The sequence below is a fragment of the Limnohabitans sp. genome, from assembly GCF_040401495.1.
Taxonomy (GTDB): domain Bacteria; phylum Pseudomonadota; class Gammaproteobacteria; order Burkholderiales; family Burkholderiaceae_C; genus Limnohabitans.
In genome coordinates this window covers 1-15,054 of the sequence record NZ_JBBAOI010000008.1, presented here as the reverse complement: position 1 = coordinate 15,054, position 15,054 = coordinate 1, and the positions used below count along the sequence as shown (strand labels likewise).

Annotated in this window: 17 protein-coding genes; 2 read left to right on the top strand and 15 right to left on the bottom strand. The window is 51.9% G+C overall.

The genetic code is table 11. From position 1 onward, the window contains the following. Window positions 1–27: 27 nt before the first annotated feature. The 6 genes from AC9UEO_RS07260 to AC9UEO_RS07235 form a co-directional block, all read right to left on the bottom strand. A complete protein-coding gene (locus AC9UEO_RS07260; RefSeq protein WP_509531525.1) occupies window positions 28–216 on the bottom strand; it encodes a DUF2065 domain-containing protein in 189 nt (62 codons plus the stop codon). Between the two features lie 14 nt (window positions 217–230). Beyond that, window positions 231–1,133 (bottom strand): protease modulator HflC, encoded by a 903-nt coding sequence (hflC, locus tag AC9UEO_RS07255; RefSeq protein ID WP_509531523.1) that lies wholly within the window; start codon window positions 1,131–1,133, stop codon window positions 231–233. Window positions 1,134–1,143: 10 nt separating this feature from the next. Next, the gene (hflK, locus tag AC9UEO_RS07250) at window positions 1,144–2,514 is read right to left on the bottom strand and encodes an FtsH protease activity modulator HflK (protein WP_509531521.1); all 1,371 of its coding nucleotides are present in this window, start codon (window positions 2,512–2,514) and stop codon (window positions 1,144–1,146) included. Window positions 2,515–2,578: 64 nt separating this feature from the next. After that, on the bottom strand, window positions 2,579–3,748 hold the full coding sequence (gene hflX / locus AC9UEO_RS07245) for a GTPase HflX (protein ID WP_509531519.1): 1,170 nt from the start codon (window positions 3,746–3,748) through the stop codon (window positions 2,579–2,581). Window positions 3,749–3,769: 21 nt separating this feature from the next. Further along, window positions 3,770–4,021: an RNA chaperone Hfq gene (gene hfq, locus AC9UEO_RS07240; RefSeq protein WP_509531517.1), complete on the bottom strand. Its 252-nt coding sequence runs from the start codon at window positions 4,019–4,021 to the stop codon at window positions 3,770–3,772. A gap of 66 nt (window positions 4,022–4,087) precedes the next feature. Beyond that, entirely contained in the window at window positions 4,088–4,612 is a 525-nt protein-coding gene (locus tag AC9UEO_RS07235) for a DUF2062 domain-containing protein (RefSeq protein ID WP_509531515.1), read from the bottom strand. A gap of 144 nt (window positions 4,613–4,756) precedes the next feature. On the opposite strand from AC9UEO_RS07235, the gene AC9UEO_RS07230 reads away from it, so the two are divergent. Continuing rightward, window positions 4,757–5,716 (top strand): TerC family protein, encoded by a 960-nt coding sequence (locus tag AC9UEO_RS07230; RefSeq protein WP_509531513.1) that lies wholly within the window; start codon window positions 4,757–4,759, stop codon window positions 5,714–5,716. Between the two features lie 23 nt (window positions 5,717–5,739). Here AC9UEO_RS07230 and AC9UEO_RS07225 read toward each other — a convergent pair whose 3' ends face one another. Beyond that, window positions 5,740–6,621: a LysR family transcriptional regulator gene (locus AC9UEO_RS07225; protein WP_509531511.1), complete on the bottom strand. Its 882-nt coding sequence runs from the start codon at window positions 6,619–6,621 to the stop codon at window positions 5,740–5,742. A gap of 99 nt (window positions 6,622–6,720) precedes the next feature. Here AC9UEO_RS07225 and AC9UEO_RS07220 point away from each other — a divergent pair, with 99 nt between their 5' ends. After that, window positions 6,721–7,434 (top strand): Bax inhibitor-1/YccA family protein, encoded by a 714-nt coding sequence (locus tag AC9UEO_RS07220; protein WP_509531509.1) that lies wholly within the window; start codon window positions 6,721–6,723, stop codon window positions 7,432–7,434. Between the two features lie 7 nt (window positions 7,435–7,441). On the opposite strand, the gene der is transcribed toward AC9UEO_RS07220, so the two are convergent. From der to AC9UEO_RS07180, 8 genes are all read right to left on the bottom strand, one after another. After that, window positions 7,442–8,776, bottom strand: a complete 1,335-nt coding sequence (der, locus tag AC9UEO_RS07215; RefSeq protein WP_509531507.1) for a ribosome biogenesis GTPase Der — start codon at window positions 8,774–8,776, stop codon at window positions 7,442–7,444. A 15-nt stretch (window positions 8,777–8,791) separates the two neighbouring features. Continuing rightward, window positions 8,792–9,919, bottom strand: coding sequence for an outer membrane protein assembly factor BamB (gene bamB, locus AC9UEO_RS07210; protein WP_509531505.1), 1,128 nt, complete (start codon window positions 9,917–9,919; stop codon window positions 8,792–8,794). Then, the gene (locus AC9UEO_RS07205; protein ID WP_509531503.1) at window positions 9,916–10,581 is read right to left on the bottom strand and encodes a YfgM family protein; all 666 of its coding nucleotides are present in this window, start codon (window positions 10,579–10,581) and stop codon (window positions 9,916–9,918) included. Before AC9UEO_RS07205 ends, bamB begins: the two co-directional genes overlap by 4 nt. A 24-nt stretch (window positions 10,582–10,605) precedes the next feature. Continuing rightward, the gene (gene hisS, locus AC9UEO_RS07200; RefSeq protein ID WP_509531501.1) at window positions 10,606–11,901 is read right to left on the bottom strand and encodes a histidine--tRNA ligase; all 1,296 of its coding nucleotides are present in this window, start codon (window positions 11,899–11,901) and stop codon (window positions 10,606–10,608) included. Between the two features lie 21 nt (window positions 11,902–11,922). Further along, window positions 11,923–13,185, bottom strand: coding sequence for a flavodoxin-dependent (E)-4-hydroxy-3-methylbut-2-enyl-diphosphate synthase (ispG, locus tag AC9UEO_RS07195; protein ID WP_509531499.1), 1,263 nt, complete (start codon window positions 13,183–13,185; stop codon window positions 11,923–11,925). Between the two features lie 17 nt (window positions 13,186–13,202). Further along, a complete protein-coding gene (rlmN, locus tag AC9UEO_RS07190; RefSeq protein ID WP_509531497.1) occupies window positions 13,203–14,312 on the bottom strand; it encodes a dual-specificity RNA methyltransferase RlmN in 1,110 nt (369 codons plus the stop codon). 22 nt (window positions 14,313–14,334) lie between these two features. Beyond that, entirely contained in the window at window positions 14,335–14,760 is a 426-nt protein-coding gene (gene ndk / locus AC9UEO_RS07185; protein WP_509531495.1) for a nucleoside-diphosphate kinase, read from the bottom strand. 50 nt (window positions 14,761–14,810) lie between these two features. Beyond that, window positions 14,811–15,054, bottom strand: a 244-nt coding sequence (locus AC9UEO_RS07180; protein ID WP_509531493.1) for a hypothetical protein, incomplete at its 5' end; no start/stop codon positions are given.

The following is a 15,054-nucleotide window of genomic DNA, read 5'->3' as shown; positions in this document are numbered from 1 at the left end:
TGTTAAAAAAGGGATTCTACTGGGACACTAGAGCAGCCACCAAAGCAGCAACATGCCAGCCACAATGCAGCTCAATCCAATAAACCTAACTTGCCCATCGTCCATTTGCATCAAAGCAAAAAACGCACGCTTCCAAGCCTGCGGAGATGCGAAGGGAAACAAGCCCTCGATGATGAGCACCAAGGCCAGCGCAACCCACAAGATGTGGCTGTCCATCGCAAAAGGAAAACTTATTTTTTGGCCGCGCCTGCGTTGGCAGCACCGCTGCCACGCATGGCTTTGAAGAAATCGGTGCTGGGGTCTAAAACCATCACATCCGACTTTTTATTGAAGCTGGCTTTGTAGGCTTCTATGCTTTGGTAGAACTGCGCAAACTGCGGGTCTTTGCCGAATGCATCAGCATACAAACGGGCGGCTTCGGCGTCTCCCTCGCCTTTGATTTTTTGCGCATCACGGTAAGCATTGGCCAAGGTGACTTCACGTTGGCGATCGGCATCAGCACGGATTTTTTCGCCTTCAGCGCCACCGGTTGATCGCAATTCATTGGCCACACGTTTACGCTCGGCCTCCATTCGGCGATAAACCGACTCGGTGATGGTGTCTACATAATCGGCACGGGTGATGCGAACATCCACCACGTCAATACCCCAAGGCTTCTCGCCTTTGACAATTTCTATCACCTCACGCTTGACGTCCACCATCAAAGCTTCACGCTTGAGCGACAGTAAGTCTTTGACTGTTCGTTTATTGATTTCTTCTTGGAAAGCATTGCGCACCACACGCGTTAGTTGTTGGGCACCAGCTTTTTCATCCAAACCCACGTTACGGATGTACTGAGATGGGTCGGAAATACGCCAACGAACATACCAGTCAATCACCATGCGCTGCTTTTCTGCTGTGAGCATGGGTTCGGAGTCCACGTTATCCAAGGTCAGCAAGCGCTTGTCGATGAAGTTGACGTTTTGGAAAGGCGGAGGCAATTTAAAGTTCAGGCCAGGTTCGGTGATGACTTTTTTGATCTGCCCCAATGAATACACCACACCAAATTGGCGTTGATCAACCACAAAAATTGTTGAGCTCAGCAGCAGCAAAGCAAGCATGGCGGAAGAAATGTAAAGACCTATTTTGTTCATGGCTGGCAATTCATCGCAAATCGCGGTCACGTTGACGGCTGTCACGACCACGGCTATCGGAGGAGGGAGAAGGCATGGCGGGACTGGGAACCGATCCATTACCCTCGAGCGTATTGCTAGGATTCACCGCGGCGTTGGCAGCAGCATTGGCTGGCGAGCCATTGAGTTGCATGATTTTGTCCAGGGGGAGGTACAACATATTGGACCCTTGTTTGGACTCGACCAATACCTTGGTAACGCTGCTGTATATCTCTTGCATGGCATTGATATACAAACGATCACGAGTGACTTGGGGCGCTTTTTGGTATTCCGAATACAAAGACTTGAAGCGTTGCGCATCACCTTGGGCCTGCGCCACGATACGGGACTTGTAGGCATCAGCCTCTTGTTTTAGGCGAGAGGCGGATCCAACGGCGCGAGGAATCACATCGTTGGCATAAGCCTCAGCTTCATTCTTTGCACGTTCTCGCTCTTGACCGGCTTTAAGAACATCGTCAAAAGCGGCCTGCACTTGTTCGGGTGGGCGAACACCGCCTTGTTGCAAATTGATACCTACCACCTCAATACCAACGTTGTAATGGTCTAAGACGGTTTGCATGATTTTTCGCACACGCGGGGCGATTTGCTCACGGTCTTCCGACAGTGCCGCGTCCATGCGCATTTTGCCCACCACTTCCCGTACCGCGGTTTCCGCTGCTTGAACTACTGCGTCTGTTGGGTTTTTGCTTTCAAACAAATAAGCACGCGCATCGGTGAGTCGGTATTGCACCGCAAACTTGATTTCAACGATGTTTTCATCTTCGGTCAACATCGCTGATTCACGCAAACCAGTGGCCTTGATAATCGCATCGCGTCCAATGTCGAGCGAGCGAATCTGGGTGACAAACACCACTTCGTGACGTTGAATGGGGTATGGCACACGCCAATTGAAACCTGCACCTGCTGTGCTGTGGTATTGCCCAAATTGAGTGATAACTGCTTGCTGACCCTCTTGGACAATAAAGAAGCCTGTGCCAAGCCAAACCAAGACCACAACACCCGCAACCAAGCCCAGCAAACCACGGGCTTGCTTGAAATCAGGATTGAAACCGCCGCCTCCGCTGGGTGGTTGATTGCCACCACCTCGGTTTTGACCCAAAAATTTGTTCAATTTTCGGTTGAGTTCTCGCCAAAGTTCATCTAAATCGGGCGGCCCATTAGATGACGAGGGGCGTGGGCGTTTTCCATCGTCAGCGGGGGGCGGTTGAGGGCCTTCTGGAGGCGGTGTTGAACCGTTGTTTTGCGGATTGGCGTCATCGCCTCTGCCCCAACGGCCATCGTTCAAATTGAACATACCCGCCAAGCGTCGTCGTATGGGCCAAAGCCAAGTTGAAAAGTTCATTCGCAGTCAATCAAAAAAAGTGGCAAGCCGCCATTGTGCCTAAACCTGAAGTGATACTTTGGCATCAAGCATTTAACTGTGAAATGCTAAGGGATAAGGGTCGCGCCATCGCCTGCATTGCGGTCTGCAGCAAGCGTTGGCGAAGACTTTCAAGATTGGCCCCGCTTTGAGCACTGACAAAAATACGCGGTACCGCCAGACCGTCAATGATGAAAACATCTTGAAATATTCTGGGTTGTTGGTCGCTGGGCAAGGCATCAACCTTGTTAAAAACCAGCAACTGGGCAACATCTATGGCACCAATATCCTCCAAAACAGATTGCACCTGAGCGATTTGCTCTGGGTAATTGGGGTGTGAACAGTCCACCACATGCAGCAATAAGTCGGCACTGGTGGCCTCTTGCAGCGTGGCGGCAAAAGCGTCTACCAAGCCGTGCGGTAAATCACGGATAAAGCCCACAGTGTCTGAAATGGAGATTTGGCACCCTTGGTCTTGCCCATCTGACAAATACAGTTGACGCGTGGTGGTGTCTAAGGTGGCAAACAGTTGGTCTGCCGCATACGCTCTCGCCTTGACCAATGCATTAAACAAGGTGGATTTGCCCGCATTGGTGTAGCCCACCAATGAAACATTGAATACTTGGTTGCGCTCTCGTTGGCGGCGCTGTGTATGGCGCTGTTTTTTTACCTTGTCTAGGCGCTCTTTGGTGCGCTTGATGGACTCACCAATCATGCGCCTGTCGAGCTCGATTTGGGTCTCCCCTGGGCCACCACGGTTGCCAATACCGCCGCGCTGACGCTCCAAATGGGACCAACGGCGCACCAAACGGGTGCTGAGGTACTGTAAACGCGCCAATTCCACTTGCAACTTACCCTCATGGCTGCGGGCACGCTGGGCAAATATTTGCAAAATCAACATGGTTCGATCGTTGACCGGCATCTCTAACAAGCGTTCCAAATTGCGTTGCTGAGCAGGGCTTAAGGCCTGGTCAAACAATATTTCAGAGGCGCCATGTAGAACAGCCATTTCTTTAATTTCCTGCGCTTTGCCAGATCCCACAAACAAAGCAGCATCGGGAGCGCGTCGTTTGCAAGTCATACGCGCCACAGGTACCAAGCCAGCTGTGCTTGCCAGCTGTGCCAGTTCGTCCAAATCTTCATCGAAATGAGGAAGACCCAAATCTACGCCCACCAACAAGGTGTTTGCTTGAATATCCGGCGAAGACTTAGACAAAGGGGGGGGGAATGGTGGTCGTTATTGTTCAGACCCAGCGTCTTCACCATCAGCTTGTGCAAAATTCACAGGGCGAGCAGGCACAATGGTCGAAATAGCGTGCTTGTAAACCATTTGGGTGACAGTATTGCGAAGAAGAACAACATATTGATCAAACGACTCAATCTGCCCCTGCAATTTAATGCCATTGACCAAATAGATGGACACAGGCACATGTTCCTTGCGCAGGATATTAAGAAACGGGTCTTGTAAAAGTTGCCCTTTTTGGTTCACGATATTCTCCGTGTTGGTAGATATTCATAACATACCATAGTCAAACCCCCACTTATTCCATCAACTTCAAAAGTTTTGTTTTCTCTTTAGTCTCTTGAAGACCAAATTCAAACGCCAAAAAAATTTCACCAGTAGGTAACCGCTTACCGCTGCTCCAACAGCAAACAATCCCATACCAACCAGCGTAGGCAAGCCATACTCTCTCAACCACTGGGCCGGCATGAGAGACATCGAAACATCTGCCTGCACTTCATTCCCTAATACCCTAGAGCCAAGTTGGTAGCCCAACCAAAGCCAAAAACCAATGGTCAGGGGGTTGGTCACCATGGTCATGAGAGCCGCAACTGGAATATTGGCACGCCATTTCACGCAATGAATTGCGGCGACCAAAAGCTGAGCAGCAGGAATAGCAAACCCCCAAAACAAACCCACAGCAACACCTCGTGCGACGGCCTCATGCTGCAGACGCCATAGCTGCTGGTCGGATAGTTTGTCCGCATAGGGCTTTAGGCGTAGGTGCTCAGCCCAAAATTCTTTGCTCGGCACCCAACGTTGCAAAGTTTTTTTCCAGAACCCATAGGATTGCGTCATTTATGCATACTGCCTTCAAAGGCGCATGAAACAAAGCAGGAATTCTCGACTCAACGTTCAGTTTTAACCGAAGTAAATACGGAAAATATTCAGATAAATATGGTTTAAATTGTCCACTTAACCATTTTTGATCACACCTTTTATATGGAAACTATTGCTCCCCTTTGGCTCTGGGCCACGTTTGTCGCCATTGTGGGGGTGTCATTGTTTGTCGATTTTGTGGTTTTGAAAAAACAAGGCGCTCACGACATTGGCGTCAAAGAAGCGCTCCACTGGTCATTGATTTGGATCGCACTGAGTTTTTTATTCAATGGTTTTTTTTGGTGGGCTGTCAAAGACACCACGGGATCGACAGAAATAGCCAACACCAAGTCTTTGGAGTTTTTGGCAGGCTATTTGATTGAAAAATCTTTAGCGATAGACAACATTTTTGTCTTCCTCACGATCTTTACTTACTTTTCAGTCCCCTTGAAATTTCAAAAACGGGTGCTGATGATTGGCATCATTGGGGCCATTCTTTTACGCACTGTGATGATTTTGGCAGGCGGCTGGTTGCTGTCCGAGTTTCACTGGATTCTTTATGTGTTTGGCGCATTTTTGATCTTGACGGGCGTCAAAATGTGGTTGGCCGCTGGCAAAGAGCCCGACCTCAATGACAATCCCGCTTTAAAACTTTTGCGAAATTTTTTGCCCGTCAGCCAAGATTTTGACGGGGAGAAGTTCATGACTGTTGAAAACGGCAAAAAAATTGCCACCCCTCTTTTCATGGTGATCTGCTTGATTGCACTCACCGATATCATCTTTGCGGTGGACTCAATCCCTGCCATCTTTGCCATCACCAGCGACCCCTTCATCGTTTTAACCAGCAATGTGTTGGCCATCTTGGGCTTACGAGCGATGTATTTTTTGCTGGCTGCAGTCGCAGATAAATTTCATTTGCTCAGCTACGGTCTGTCCATCATCTTGATTTTTATCGGAGTCAAGATGTGTCTGATTGACGTCTACAAAATGCCAGTTACGGTGTCTTTGGGCGTGGTCGTTGCAGTCTTGGCTGTCACCATGATCTGGAGTGTTCGTACCGCCAAACAGCAAGCCAAACCATAAACAGAAGTTTGAGCAAAAGCGCTTTAGGCAGATTGCAGTAAAAGCTGAACAAGCGGGTGTTGAACTTTTTTCTCCGTACCTATGGCATAGAAATGTTCAGTCACCCCCTCGCAAGCACCTAAGCGCTGAACGCCGTATTGGGAAATCAAATTCTCATGCCCCCACTCAACTGCTGGAAAAACACCCATGCCACTGGCACCAAAGGTTTTCAGCAAAGCGCTGTCCTCGAACTCTCCCACGATGCGGGGCCGAATGCCCAGCTGTTCAAACCACATGTCCATTCTGTCTCGGCTGGCTGTGTGAACCGTTGGCAGCAATACAGGCAAAGTGGCCAGACACGCAGGAAACTCTGCAGTGATTTTTTGCAACAACGCAGGCGAACCATACCAAGCGATGCTGGAAGAGCCAAGTGCATGGCTGTAGAGTTTGATATTGGGATTGGGTGCTGCTGGCCGGTCTGAGATGACGATATCCAACTTGTGAATTGCCAAGTCCCCAAGCAAGTCATTGAACTGCCCCTCAAGACAAAGCAAACGTAAGTTCTGTTGGTTCATCACAGGTTTGAGTAAATGATGTGCCACCAATTTGGATAAACCGTCGCTGATCCCTACCCATAAACGCACCGAAGGCGAACTGACTGCATCGCGAACCAGTAAGGGCAAATCTTCACCAAGCTGAAAAATAAGGTCGGCTTGTTTCATGGCTGCCAAACCGGCATCGGTCAAAACCAAACCTCGTCCAGCAGGTTTAAGTAACTCGCACCCTAAAGATCGCTCGAGTTCACGCACTTGAGCGCTGACGGTTTGAACCGCCATGTGCAGCTTGTCGGCAGCGCGAGAGATCCCCCCTTCCTTGGCAACCACCCAAAAATAATAAAGATGCTTGTAATTAAAGGGTACGCTCATATTCAGTTTTTTAAGGAATATAAATAACAAATTATCTGCTTTTACATGATGGCGTCAAGCCCTATGGTTCAAGCCTTGTCATTCAAAGGAGTAATCCACATGGGAAATCGTTTTGGCTATTCCACCACCGCCTCACAGCACCCTCAGTCCGCGGCATATGCCGAGGACCGTTCAGCCCTCATCCAAGATGATCAGGTCAAAAAGGTGCTGCGAAACACCTATGCCTTGTTGGCCATGACTTTGTTGTTCAGCGCAGCCATTGCCACTGCCTCTGTCAGCTTTCAATGGAAAGCACCAGGCCTGATCTTGACCTTGCTGGGGTTTTTTGGTTTGCTGTTCGCCATTCATAAGCTGCAAAACAGCGCATGGGCCTTACCTGCTGTTTTTGCATTGACGGGCTTTATGGGCTACACCTTGGGCCCCTTGCTCACCCACTCGCTGGCGTTACCTGGTGGCGCTCAAACCGTGTCCCTCGCGCTGGGGGCTACTGGAACAACGTTTATCGCACTGTCTGCGTATGCATTGATCACCAAGCGAGACCTGAGCTTCATGGGCGGCTTCTTGTTTTGCGGCATGGTCATCGCCTTGATCGGGGGCATTGCTGCAACGGTTTTTGAAATCCCAGCCTTGGGCTTGGCTATTTCCGCTATGGTGGCCTTGCTATCTGCAGGACTTATCTTGTTTGAGACAAGCCGTATCGTCAACGGGGGCGAAAGCAACTACGTGCTGGCCACTGTCAGCCTGTATGTGACAGTGTTCAATCTGTTCACCAGTCTTTTGACACTGTTTGGCATCGGCGGATCCAATGACTGACAGCGAGTTAATCCTTATCTACATAAGGGTTACTGGCTGTTTTCATCTCGATGCGCAAAGGCGTGCCTTCCAGCGCAAAGGCTTTGCGAAAGCGGCCCTCTAAAAAACGCTTGTAAGCATCGGTGACGTGTTCCAACGAGTTGCCATGGATGACGATCACGGGCGGGTTCATACCGCCTTGGTGGGCATAGCGCAATTTGGGGCGGAACATACCAGCGCGTTTGGGCGACTGAAATTGAACCGCTTCCAACAGCAAACGTGTCAAGATGGGCGTGCTCATTTTGCACATGGCAGCTGAGTGGGCTTGCGCTATCGACTTCCAAACGGGCCCCAAGCCTTGGCGTTTTTGAGCCGATATATGGTGCAGTTTGGCGAACTTTAAAAACGCTAAACGACTCTCGATGGAGCGCTCAAGCAAATCGCGCTGGTAAGCGTCTACCGCATCCCATTTGTTGACGGCCAACACCACCGCCCTGCCCGTCTCGAGAATGTAACCAGCGATATGCGCATCTTGGTCGGTCACGCCTTGGGTGGCGTCAAGCAACAGCAAAGCCACATTGGCAGATTCAATGGCTTGCAAGGTTTTAACCACAGAGAATTTTTCAATGGCCTCAAACACCTTGCCCTTGCGACGCAGTCCCGCAGTGTCAATCAGTTCAAACTGTTGACCTTCGCGTTCAAAGGGAATATGGATAGCGTCTCTGGTGGTGCCTGGCAGGTCGAAGGCCACCAAGCGCTCTTCACCCAACCAAGTATTGATCAAGGTAGATTTGCCCACATTGGGACGGCCCACCACAGCCAGCTTTAAGGGCTTGGGAGAGCCGTCGTCTTCTTCGTCCTCGTCGGGCAGGTGCAACGCTCCCAAGGATGAATCCAACATGCTGCGGATGCCTTGTCCATGGGCTGCAGACACGGGCATGACCTCACCCAAGCCAAGCTCGAAAAACTCCACCAATCGGTGGCCCTCTTGCATGCCTTCAGCTTTGTTGGCCACTAACAAACAAGGTTTGCCCAATCGTCGCAAATAATTAGCGATGTCATGGTCTTGGGCACTGATGCCTTGGCGGGCATCAACCACAAAAATCACTGCATCGGACTCGGCCACGGCTTGGCGAGTTTGTTTGGCCATTTCCTTAAAGATGCCGCTCTCGGCTGTAGGCTCAAAACCACCGGTATCAATGACGATAAATTCTTGCTTACCGTGCTTGGCATTGCCGTAGTGGCGGTCCCGTGTGAGGCCAGCGTAATCGGCCACGATAGCGTCACGGGTCTTGGTGATGCGGTTAAACAGAGTGGATTTACCCACATTGGGGCGGCCCACCAAAGCAATCACCGGTTTCACAGCGAGCCCCTTTGATCAGGGAAGCTGGTAGGCCTGCAGCAAGCCGTCGCGTGTCAAAACCACAAAGCCTCCGTCGGCCAAAGCGGTGGGCGTAGACGCAAAACCATCCGAAGAGGTTTGCACACGGTTAATCAAACTGCCGTCAGCCGAGGAAAGCAGGTAGAGCCAACCACCGCTGTCGCCGATGACGATGCCTCTGGAGGTGAACATTGGACCGGTTAACTCACGGTACTTCAAACGGTCAGAGTCCCACAACCTGTCGCCGGTCGTTCGGTTCCAAGCTTGCACCATGCCGTTGGACTCGGTGCCAATCAAGGTCTTGGCGTCGCCGTCAACGCCGTGCGAGCCGATAGAAGCTCGGGTCCACAACACACTGCCGCGAAAAGCATCCACGCAACCGACCTGCGATTGAAAAGCCCGCACACAAACGGAGTTGTTCACGCGGGAAGGTTTTGCGACCAAGTCAACCAAGCGTTCAAGGTCGTTAATGCCTCGCGGATTGGCAATTGGCACATCCCATTTCACTTGACCGTTGTCTGGGTTGATGGCAGTTAAGCGGCCACCCAAACCCACCAACAAGGTATTTTGGAACGACATGAGAACGCCGTTTTGCTTGAGCACCAAGGGCTCGCCAGGACGCTGCTGCACCCACAAGCGCACCCCAGTGGCCAAGTCAAAAGCCAAAACCGAACGGTCGGCCATCATCATGAAGACACGCTCACCAGCGACCAAAGGGTGGGTATACGACTGAGAAGTTAGACGGTTACGCCACAAAACCTTACCGTCTTGCAGCATCAACAGTTCGTTATTCAGGGTGACCACCGCCAAATGCTCACCGTCAAAACCGGCCCCCGTGTTTAGCGCAGTTTTAAGCTCATGGCGCCATACAACTTGACCATTGCGAACATTGACCACGGCAATCTTGCCATCGTCCGAGGTGAGAGCCATGCGTTCTTGCACGGCTTGCAAGTTTTGAACGAATGAAACATCGCCACCAAGCTTGAACTGCCACAAGGCTTGTATGGGCTTATCGGCTTTGATGGCTGGGATTTGTGAAGGTTTGGGCTTAGAGGCTGAGCAGGCAGCGAGGAAGAAACCCAAAAAAACCAGCAGAATCCAACGATTAAGGGCAACAGCCTTCATTTTTTGAACTCAGGCGAACCGACATCAACACCCAAGGTGCCCAACTTGACCTCAATCAAGCGGCGGTATTCGGTGGATTCGTCCATGCCTTTGAAGGCACTGCTGAAACGGGTTTTGGCTTCATCATTTTTGCCTTCGATCAAAGCTATATCGCCCATTCGGTCATCAAAGAGTGGCTGAAATCCAGGGGGTACAGTTTTCCCTTCCACCAAACTTCGGGCTTTGGCCATGTCTTTTTTCTCAATAGCCAAGGAGGAAAGACGCAGGCGAGCCAAGGCGACATAGGCTTGGTCTGAGGCGTGTTCGACTACCCACTCAAGAGGTTTTTCCGCGTCAGCCGCTTTGTCTTTGTCAAAAAAAGTTTTAGCGGCCAACATTGACGCTTGGGCCGTCAATGTAGCGCGGGGGAACTGATCCTGCAAGTCGCTGAGCGATCTGGTCAAAAGCGCTAAATCACCCTGCTTGCTGGCCTCTTCAAAGGTATCAAACAACACTGCGGCCTGAGTAGCCTGACGCTGCTGCCAATAGAGCCAACCATTCCAAGCGGCGAAACATACCAAGGCTAAGGTGACCACGCCGGTGATGAGGTTGCCCCATTGGTTCCAAAAGGATTTGATTTGGTCGAGTTGCTCTTGTTCTTCAAGGTCGAGATGCGAAGCCATGATTTTCCTGATAATGCAGTAAAACTAAAGAGCGGATTGTAGGCTGTGGCCCCAATCGCTGACATTACCCAAGGACTCGGTACGTTGAGCACCCTGCCCATCGCGTAAGTTCTTGATGGTCACTTGGTTTTGGGCCAACTCATCTGGGCCAAAAACCAGTGCAAAACTGGCGCCACTGCTATCAGCCTTTTTGAACTGCGATTTCATACTGCCCATGCCCTCCATGCTGTTGGCAGGCGCATGCATTTGAATCGAGATCGCCATCGCACGCAACTGCTGCAAAACAGGCCAAACCTTTGACAAAGAAGCAGCATCAGGCACGATGGCATAGACATCGGGCGCCCCAACGGACGATGAAGCACCTTGCTCTTTGAGCAACTCGAGTACACGCTCCACACCCAAAGCCCAGCCCACTGCAGGGGCGGGTTTGCCACCAATTTGCTCGATCAGGTAGTCGTAACGCCCACCGCCACAAACGGTTCCCTGCGACCCCAGTTGGTCAGTGATGAACTCGAACACGGTGAGGTTGTAGTAGTCCATACCACGCACCAAACGCGGATTGATGGTGTAAGACACACAATTAGCATCCAAAATAACTTTGACTGCATTGAAATGCGCCAAGCTGTCTGGACCCAAAAAGTCCAACAACTTAGGCGCCGCATCATTCAAGGCTTTCATGGCGGGGTTTTTACTGTCCAAAATTCGCAAAGGGTTGCTGTGCAAACGACGCTTTGCGTCTTCGTCGAGTTGATCGGTGTGTTGCTCAAAATAAGCAATCAAGGCGGCACGGTGCTGCAAACGCTCAGGTGGCTGTCCCAAACTGTTGAGTTCCAAGCGGACTTGCTTGAGCCCCAAGGCTTGCCACAGCGCATGCGCTAGCAAAATCAGCTCAGCGTCTAGCTCAGGCCCGCCAAAACCCAGTGCTTCAGCACCAATTTGATGGAACTGCCTGTACCTGCCCCGCTGTGGACGCTCATGACGGAACATGGGACCCATGTAATACAAGCGCTTGCCGCCTTCATAAAGCATGTTGTGCTCAACCACAGCCCGAACCACACCCGCTGTGGCCTCAGGACGAAGAGTGAGTTGCTCGCCGTTTAAGCGGTCTTCAAAGGAATACATTTCCTTTTCTACGATGTCAGTTACCTCACCCAAGCCGCGAACAAACAAAGCGGTGGGCTCAACGATGGGCGTACGAATATTGCGATAAGCATGCACACGCATGACCTCGCGCACGGTGGCTTCCAGCGCCTCCCAACGTGCGGAGTCGGGCGGCAATATATCGTTCATGCCTTTGACGGCGCTTAATTTGTCTGCCATGGTGTTTAAAGGCGGTGCGCTTTAGGCGCTGACCGCAAATTTTTTGTGTATGTAGTTCTCGACAATATCGTGAAATTCTTTGGCGATATTGTCACCGCGCAGGGTAAGCGCTTTTTCGCCATCAATAAAGACTGGGGCCGCAGGCGCTTCGCCGTTGCCAGGCAAGCTGATGCCGATGTCGGCGTGTTTGCTTTCACCTGGGCCATTAACTATGCAACCCATGACCGCCACTTTCAGCCCCTCTACCCCGGGGTATTGCTTGCGCCAGACCGGCATTTTGTCGCGCAAAAACACATCAATTTCTTGCGCTAATTCTTGGAAAGTGGTGCTGGTGGTGCGTCCACAGCCAGGACATGCGGTGACGCTGGGCACAAAAGTTCGCAGCCCCAAAGCTTGCAAAATTTCGGTAGCGATCAATACCTCCTGGGTGCGAGCTTCACCAGGTTGGGGCGTGAGAGAGACGCGGATGGTGTCGCCTATGCCTTCTTGCAGCAGCAAACCCAAAGCCACACTGGACGCAGCGGTGCCTTTGGTGCCCATACCGGCTTCGGTCAAACCCAAATGCAGGGGGTGGTTGCTGTGCTTGGCCAACTCACGGTAGACCGCCACGAGGTCTTGTACGCCGCTCATCTTGCAGCTGAGGATGATTTGCTGACGCGGCAGGCCTAGACGCTCAGCTAGCTCGGCAGACTCCAGCGCCGAGGTGACCAAGGCTTGGTACATCACCTGCTTGGCGTCCCAAGGGTTGGTGCGCAAAGCGTTGTCATCCATGAGTTTGGCCAGTAATTCTTGGTCAAGACTGCCCCAATTCACGCCAATGCGAACGGCTTTGTCGTACTTGACGGCGGCCTCGATCATTTGAGCAAACTGCTTGTCGTGTTTGTCACCCTTGCCCACATTGCCAGGGTTGATGCGGTACTTGGACAACGCTTTGGCGCAGTCTGGAAATTCGGTCAACAACCTGTGTCCGTTGTAGTGAAAGTCGCCAATCAGCGGCACATGAATGCCCATTTTGTCGAGCTGCTCGCGTATATAGGGCACAGCCTTGGCGGATTCGGGGGTATCCACTGTGATGCGAACCAATTCTGAGCCTGCCAGCGCCAGTTCTTTCACCTGAATGGCGGTACCAATGGCATCTCCTGTGTCGGTGTTGGTCATCGATTGCACCCGCACAGGTGCGTCGCCACCCAAAGTGACCACATGGTCGCCCCAACTCACCTTGGCTTGGAGGCTGTGGTGCCGCGCGGGTATGGAAAAAGGAATGGCTTGGTCAGTTAAGTTCATGGTTTGATTTTGCCGTATCAAGCATGAATACGAATGGTCTTGGCGCGTCTACCCGACACATCTGTGCGGTCTTGGACTTCGCCTGCCAATTGGCCGCAGGCCGCCGCAATATCGTCGCCGCGGGTTTTGCGAATAGTGGTGACGATACCAGCTTGACTCAAAATGGCGGCGAAAGCTTTGACCCGATCGGGCGCAGATCGAGTCAAGCCAGAGGCGGGATAGGGGTTGAAGGGAATGAGGTTGAACTTACACGGCAAGGGCTCTGCGTTTGGGGGGCGTACCAAGTCGACCACGGCATTGGCATGGACATCCGTGTCGTTAACGCCGTCGAGCATGCAGTATTCAAACGTGATGAAGTCTCGCGGGGCATGGTCTAAATAGTCACGGCAGGCTTGCAACAACTCCGCCAATGGGTACTTTATATTTAAAGGCACCAACTCATCACGCAAGGCGTCGGAGGGTGCATGCAAAGACACCGCCAAAGCCACAGGACAGTCAAGGCCTAGGCGCTGCATCATCGGCACTACACCAGAGGTGGAAACCGTCACTCGGCGGCGCGACAGGCCATAGCCGTGATCGTCGAGCATGGTTTTGAGCGCTGGCACCAAGGCAGCGAAGTTTTGCAAAGGCTCACCCATGCCCATCATCACTACATTGGAGATGACCCGCTCGTCAAGACCGCGTTCAAGGCGCAAAGTCCGCTCGGCAAACCAGAGCTGGGCAGTGATTTCTGCGGTACTTAAGTTACGGCTAAAGCCCTGTGCACCGGTTGAGCAAAACGTGCACCCCACGGCGCAACCGGCTTGGGAAGAAATACACAAGGTACCGCGGTCGGTTTCGGGAATAAACACCGTCTCAATGGCATTACCCTGCCCCACATCAAACATCCATTTGATAGTGCCGTCCGCCGAATCGTGTCGACTGACAACCGGCAAAGGCAAGACGATGGCGCTGTCTTGCAACTTGTTGCGCAGGCTCTGCGCCAAGTCGCTCATTTGCGCAAAGTCAGACACGCCTTTTTGGTGGATCCAGCGAAAAAGCTGAACCGCGCGAAATTTTTTTTCCCCCTGCGCCAAGCACCAAGTGACCAAACCGTCTAGATCAAAATCGAGTAGGTTGGTCTTCATGGCTTAGCGGTGGAAACGCCTATCAATGACCAAAGACATTCATGCCAGCAAAAAAGAAGGCGATTTCTTGAGCGGCGGTGTCAGGCCCATCGGAGCCGTGAACCGCATTGGCGTCGATGCTGTCAGCAAAATCGGCGCGGATGGTACCTTTGTCTGCCTTCTTAGGGTCGGTGGCACCCATGAGATCACGGTTTTTCAGGATGGCATTCTCACCTTCAAGCACTTGAATCATGACGGGGCCAGAGATCATGAAATCGACCAAATCTTTGAAGAAAGGACGTGCTTTGTGCACACCGTAAAAAGCTTCGGCTTCGCCACGGCTGAGATGCGCCATGCGAGAGGCGATGACTTTGAGGCCAGCGCCTTCAAAACGTGAATAAATTTGGCCGATGACGTTTTTGGCCACTGCGTCGGGTTTGATGATGGAGAGGGTGCGTTCAATTGCCATGGTTAAGTTTCCAAAAGTTATCAAAAAATGGGTAGGCTGAGCCAGAAATGTCAGATTTTAGCCTTGCGAGGCTTGGGCTTAGATCGAGCAATTGCGGTTTTTTGGTCGCGCCTCTGACGGGCCAAGCTGTCGGCACCTATAAACAACTCGCGCGAGGGCGTGGGTTTGCCGGTTTTGGCGGGTGTTCGCCTAGGCAGGCTGGGCTTGGTAACCGTGGCTTGGTGCGGCGTTTTAGCCGCTCCCAGTTGGGATGCGCCTGCGCTTCGGGTCAGTTGGTCGATGTCAGCGGCATCT

Excerpts from the sequence above, each read along its gene's own strand:
- ndk (WP_509531495.1), bottom strand. The coding sequence starts at position 14,760 with ATGGCAATTGAACGCACCCTCTCCATCATCAAACCCGACGCAGTGGCC.
- hflC (WP_509531523.1), bottom strand. The coding sequence starts at position 1,133 with ATGAACAAAATAGGTCTTTACATTTCTTCCGCCATGCTTGCTTTGCTG.
- rlmN (WP_509531497.1), bottom strand. The coding sequence starts at position 14,312 with ATGAAGACCAACCTACTCGATTTTGATCTAGACGGTTTGGTCACTTGG.
- AC9UEO_RS07230 (WP_509531513.1), top strand. The coding sequence starts at position 4,757 with ATGGAAACTATTGCTCCCCTTTGGCTCTGGGCCACGTTTGTCGCCATT.
- AC9UEO_RS07225 (WP_509531511.1), bottom strand. The coding sequence starts at position 6,621 with ATGAGCGTACCCTTTAATTACAAGCATCTTTATTATTTTTGGGTGGTT.
- AC9UEO_RS07220 (WP_509531509.1), top strand. The coding sequence starts at position 6,721 with ATGGGAAATCGTTTTGGCTATTCCACCACCGCCTCACAGCACCCTCAG.
- bamB (WP_509531505.1), bottom strand. The coding sequence starts at position 9,919 with ATGAAGGCTGTTGCCCTTAATCGTTGGATTCTGCTGGTTTTTTTGGGT.
- ispG (WP_509531499.1), bottom strand. The coding sequence starts at position 13,185 with ATGAACTTAACTGACCAAGCCATTCCTTTTTCCATACCCGCGCGGCAC.
- hflK (WP_509531521.1), bottom strand. The coding sequence starts at position 2,514 with ATGAACTTTTCAACTTGGCTTTGGCCCATACGACGACGCTTGGCGGGT.
- AC9UEO_RS07205 (WP_509531503.1), bottom strand. The coding sequence starts at position 10,581 with ATGGCTTCGCATCTCGACCTTGAAGAACAAGAGCAACTCGACCAAATC.
- AC9UEO_RS07235 (WP_509531515.1), bottom strand. The coding sequence starts at position 4,612 with ATGACGCAATCCTATGGGTTCTGGAAAAAAACTTTGCAACGTTGGGTG.
- AC9UEO_RS07260 (WP_509531525.1), bottom strand. The coding sequence starts at position 216 with ATGGACAGCCACATCTTGTGGGTTGCGCTGGCCTTGGTGCTCATCATC.
- hisS (WP_509531501.1), bottom strand. The coding sequence starts at position 11,901 with ATGGCAGACAAATTAAGCGCCGTCAAAGGCATGAACGATATATTGCCG.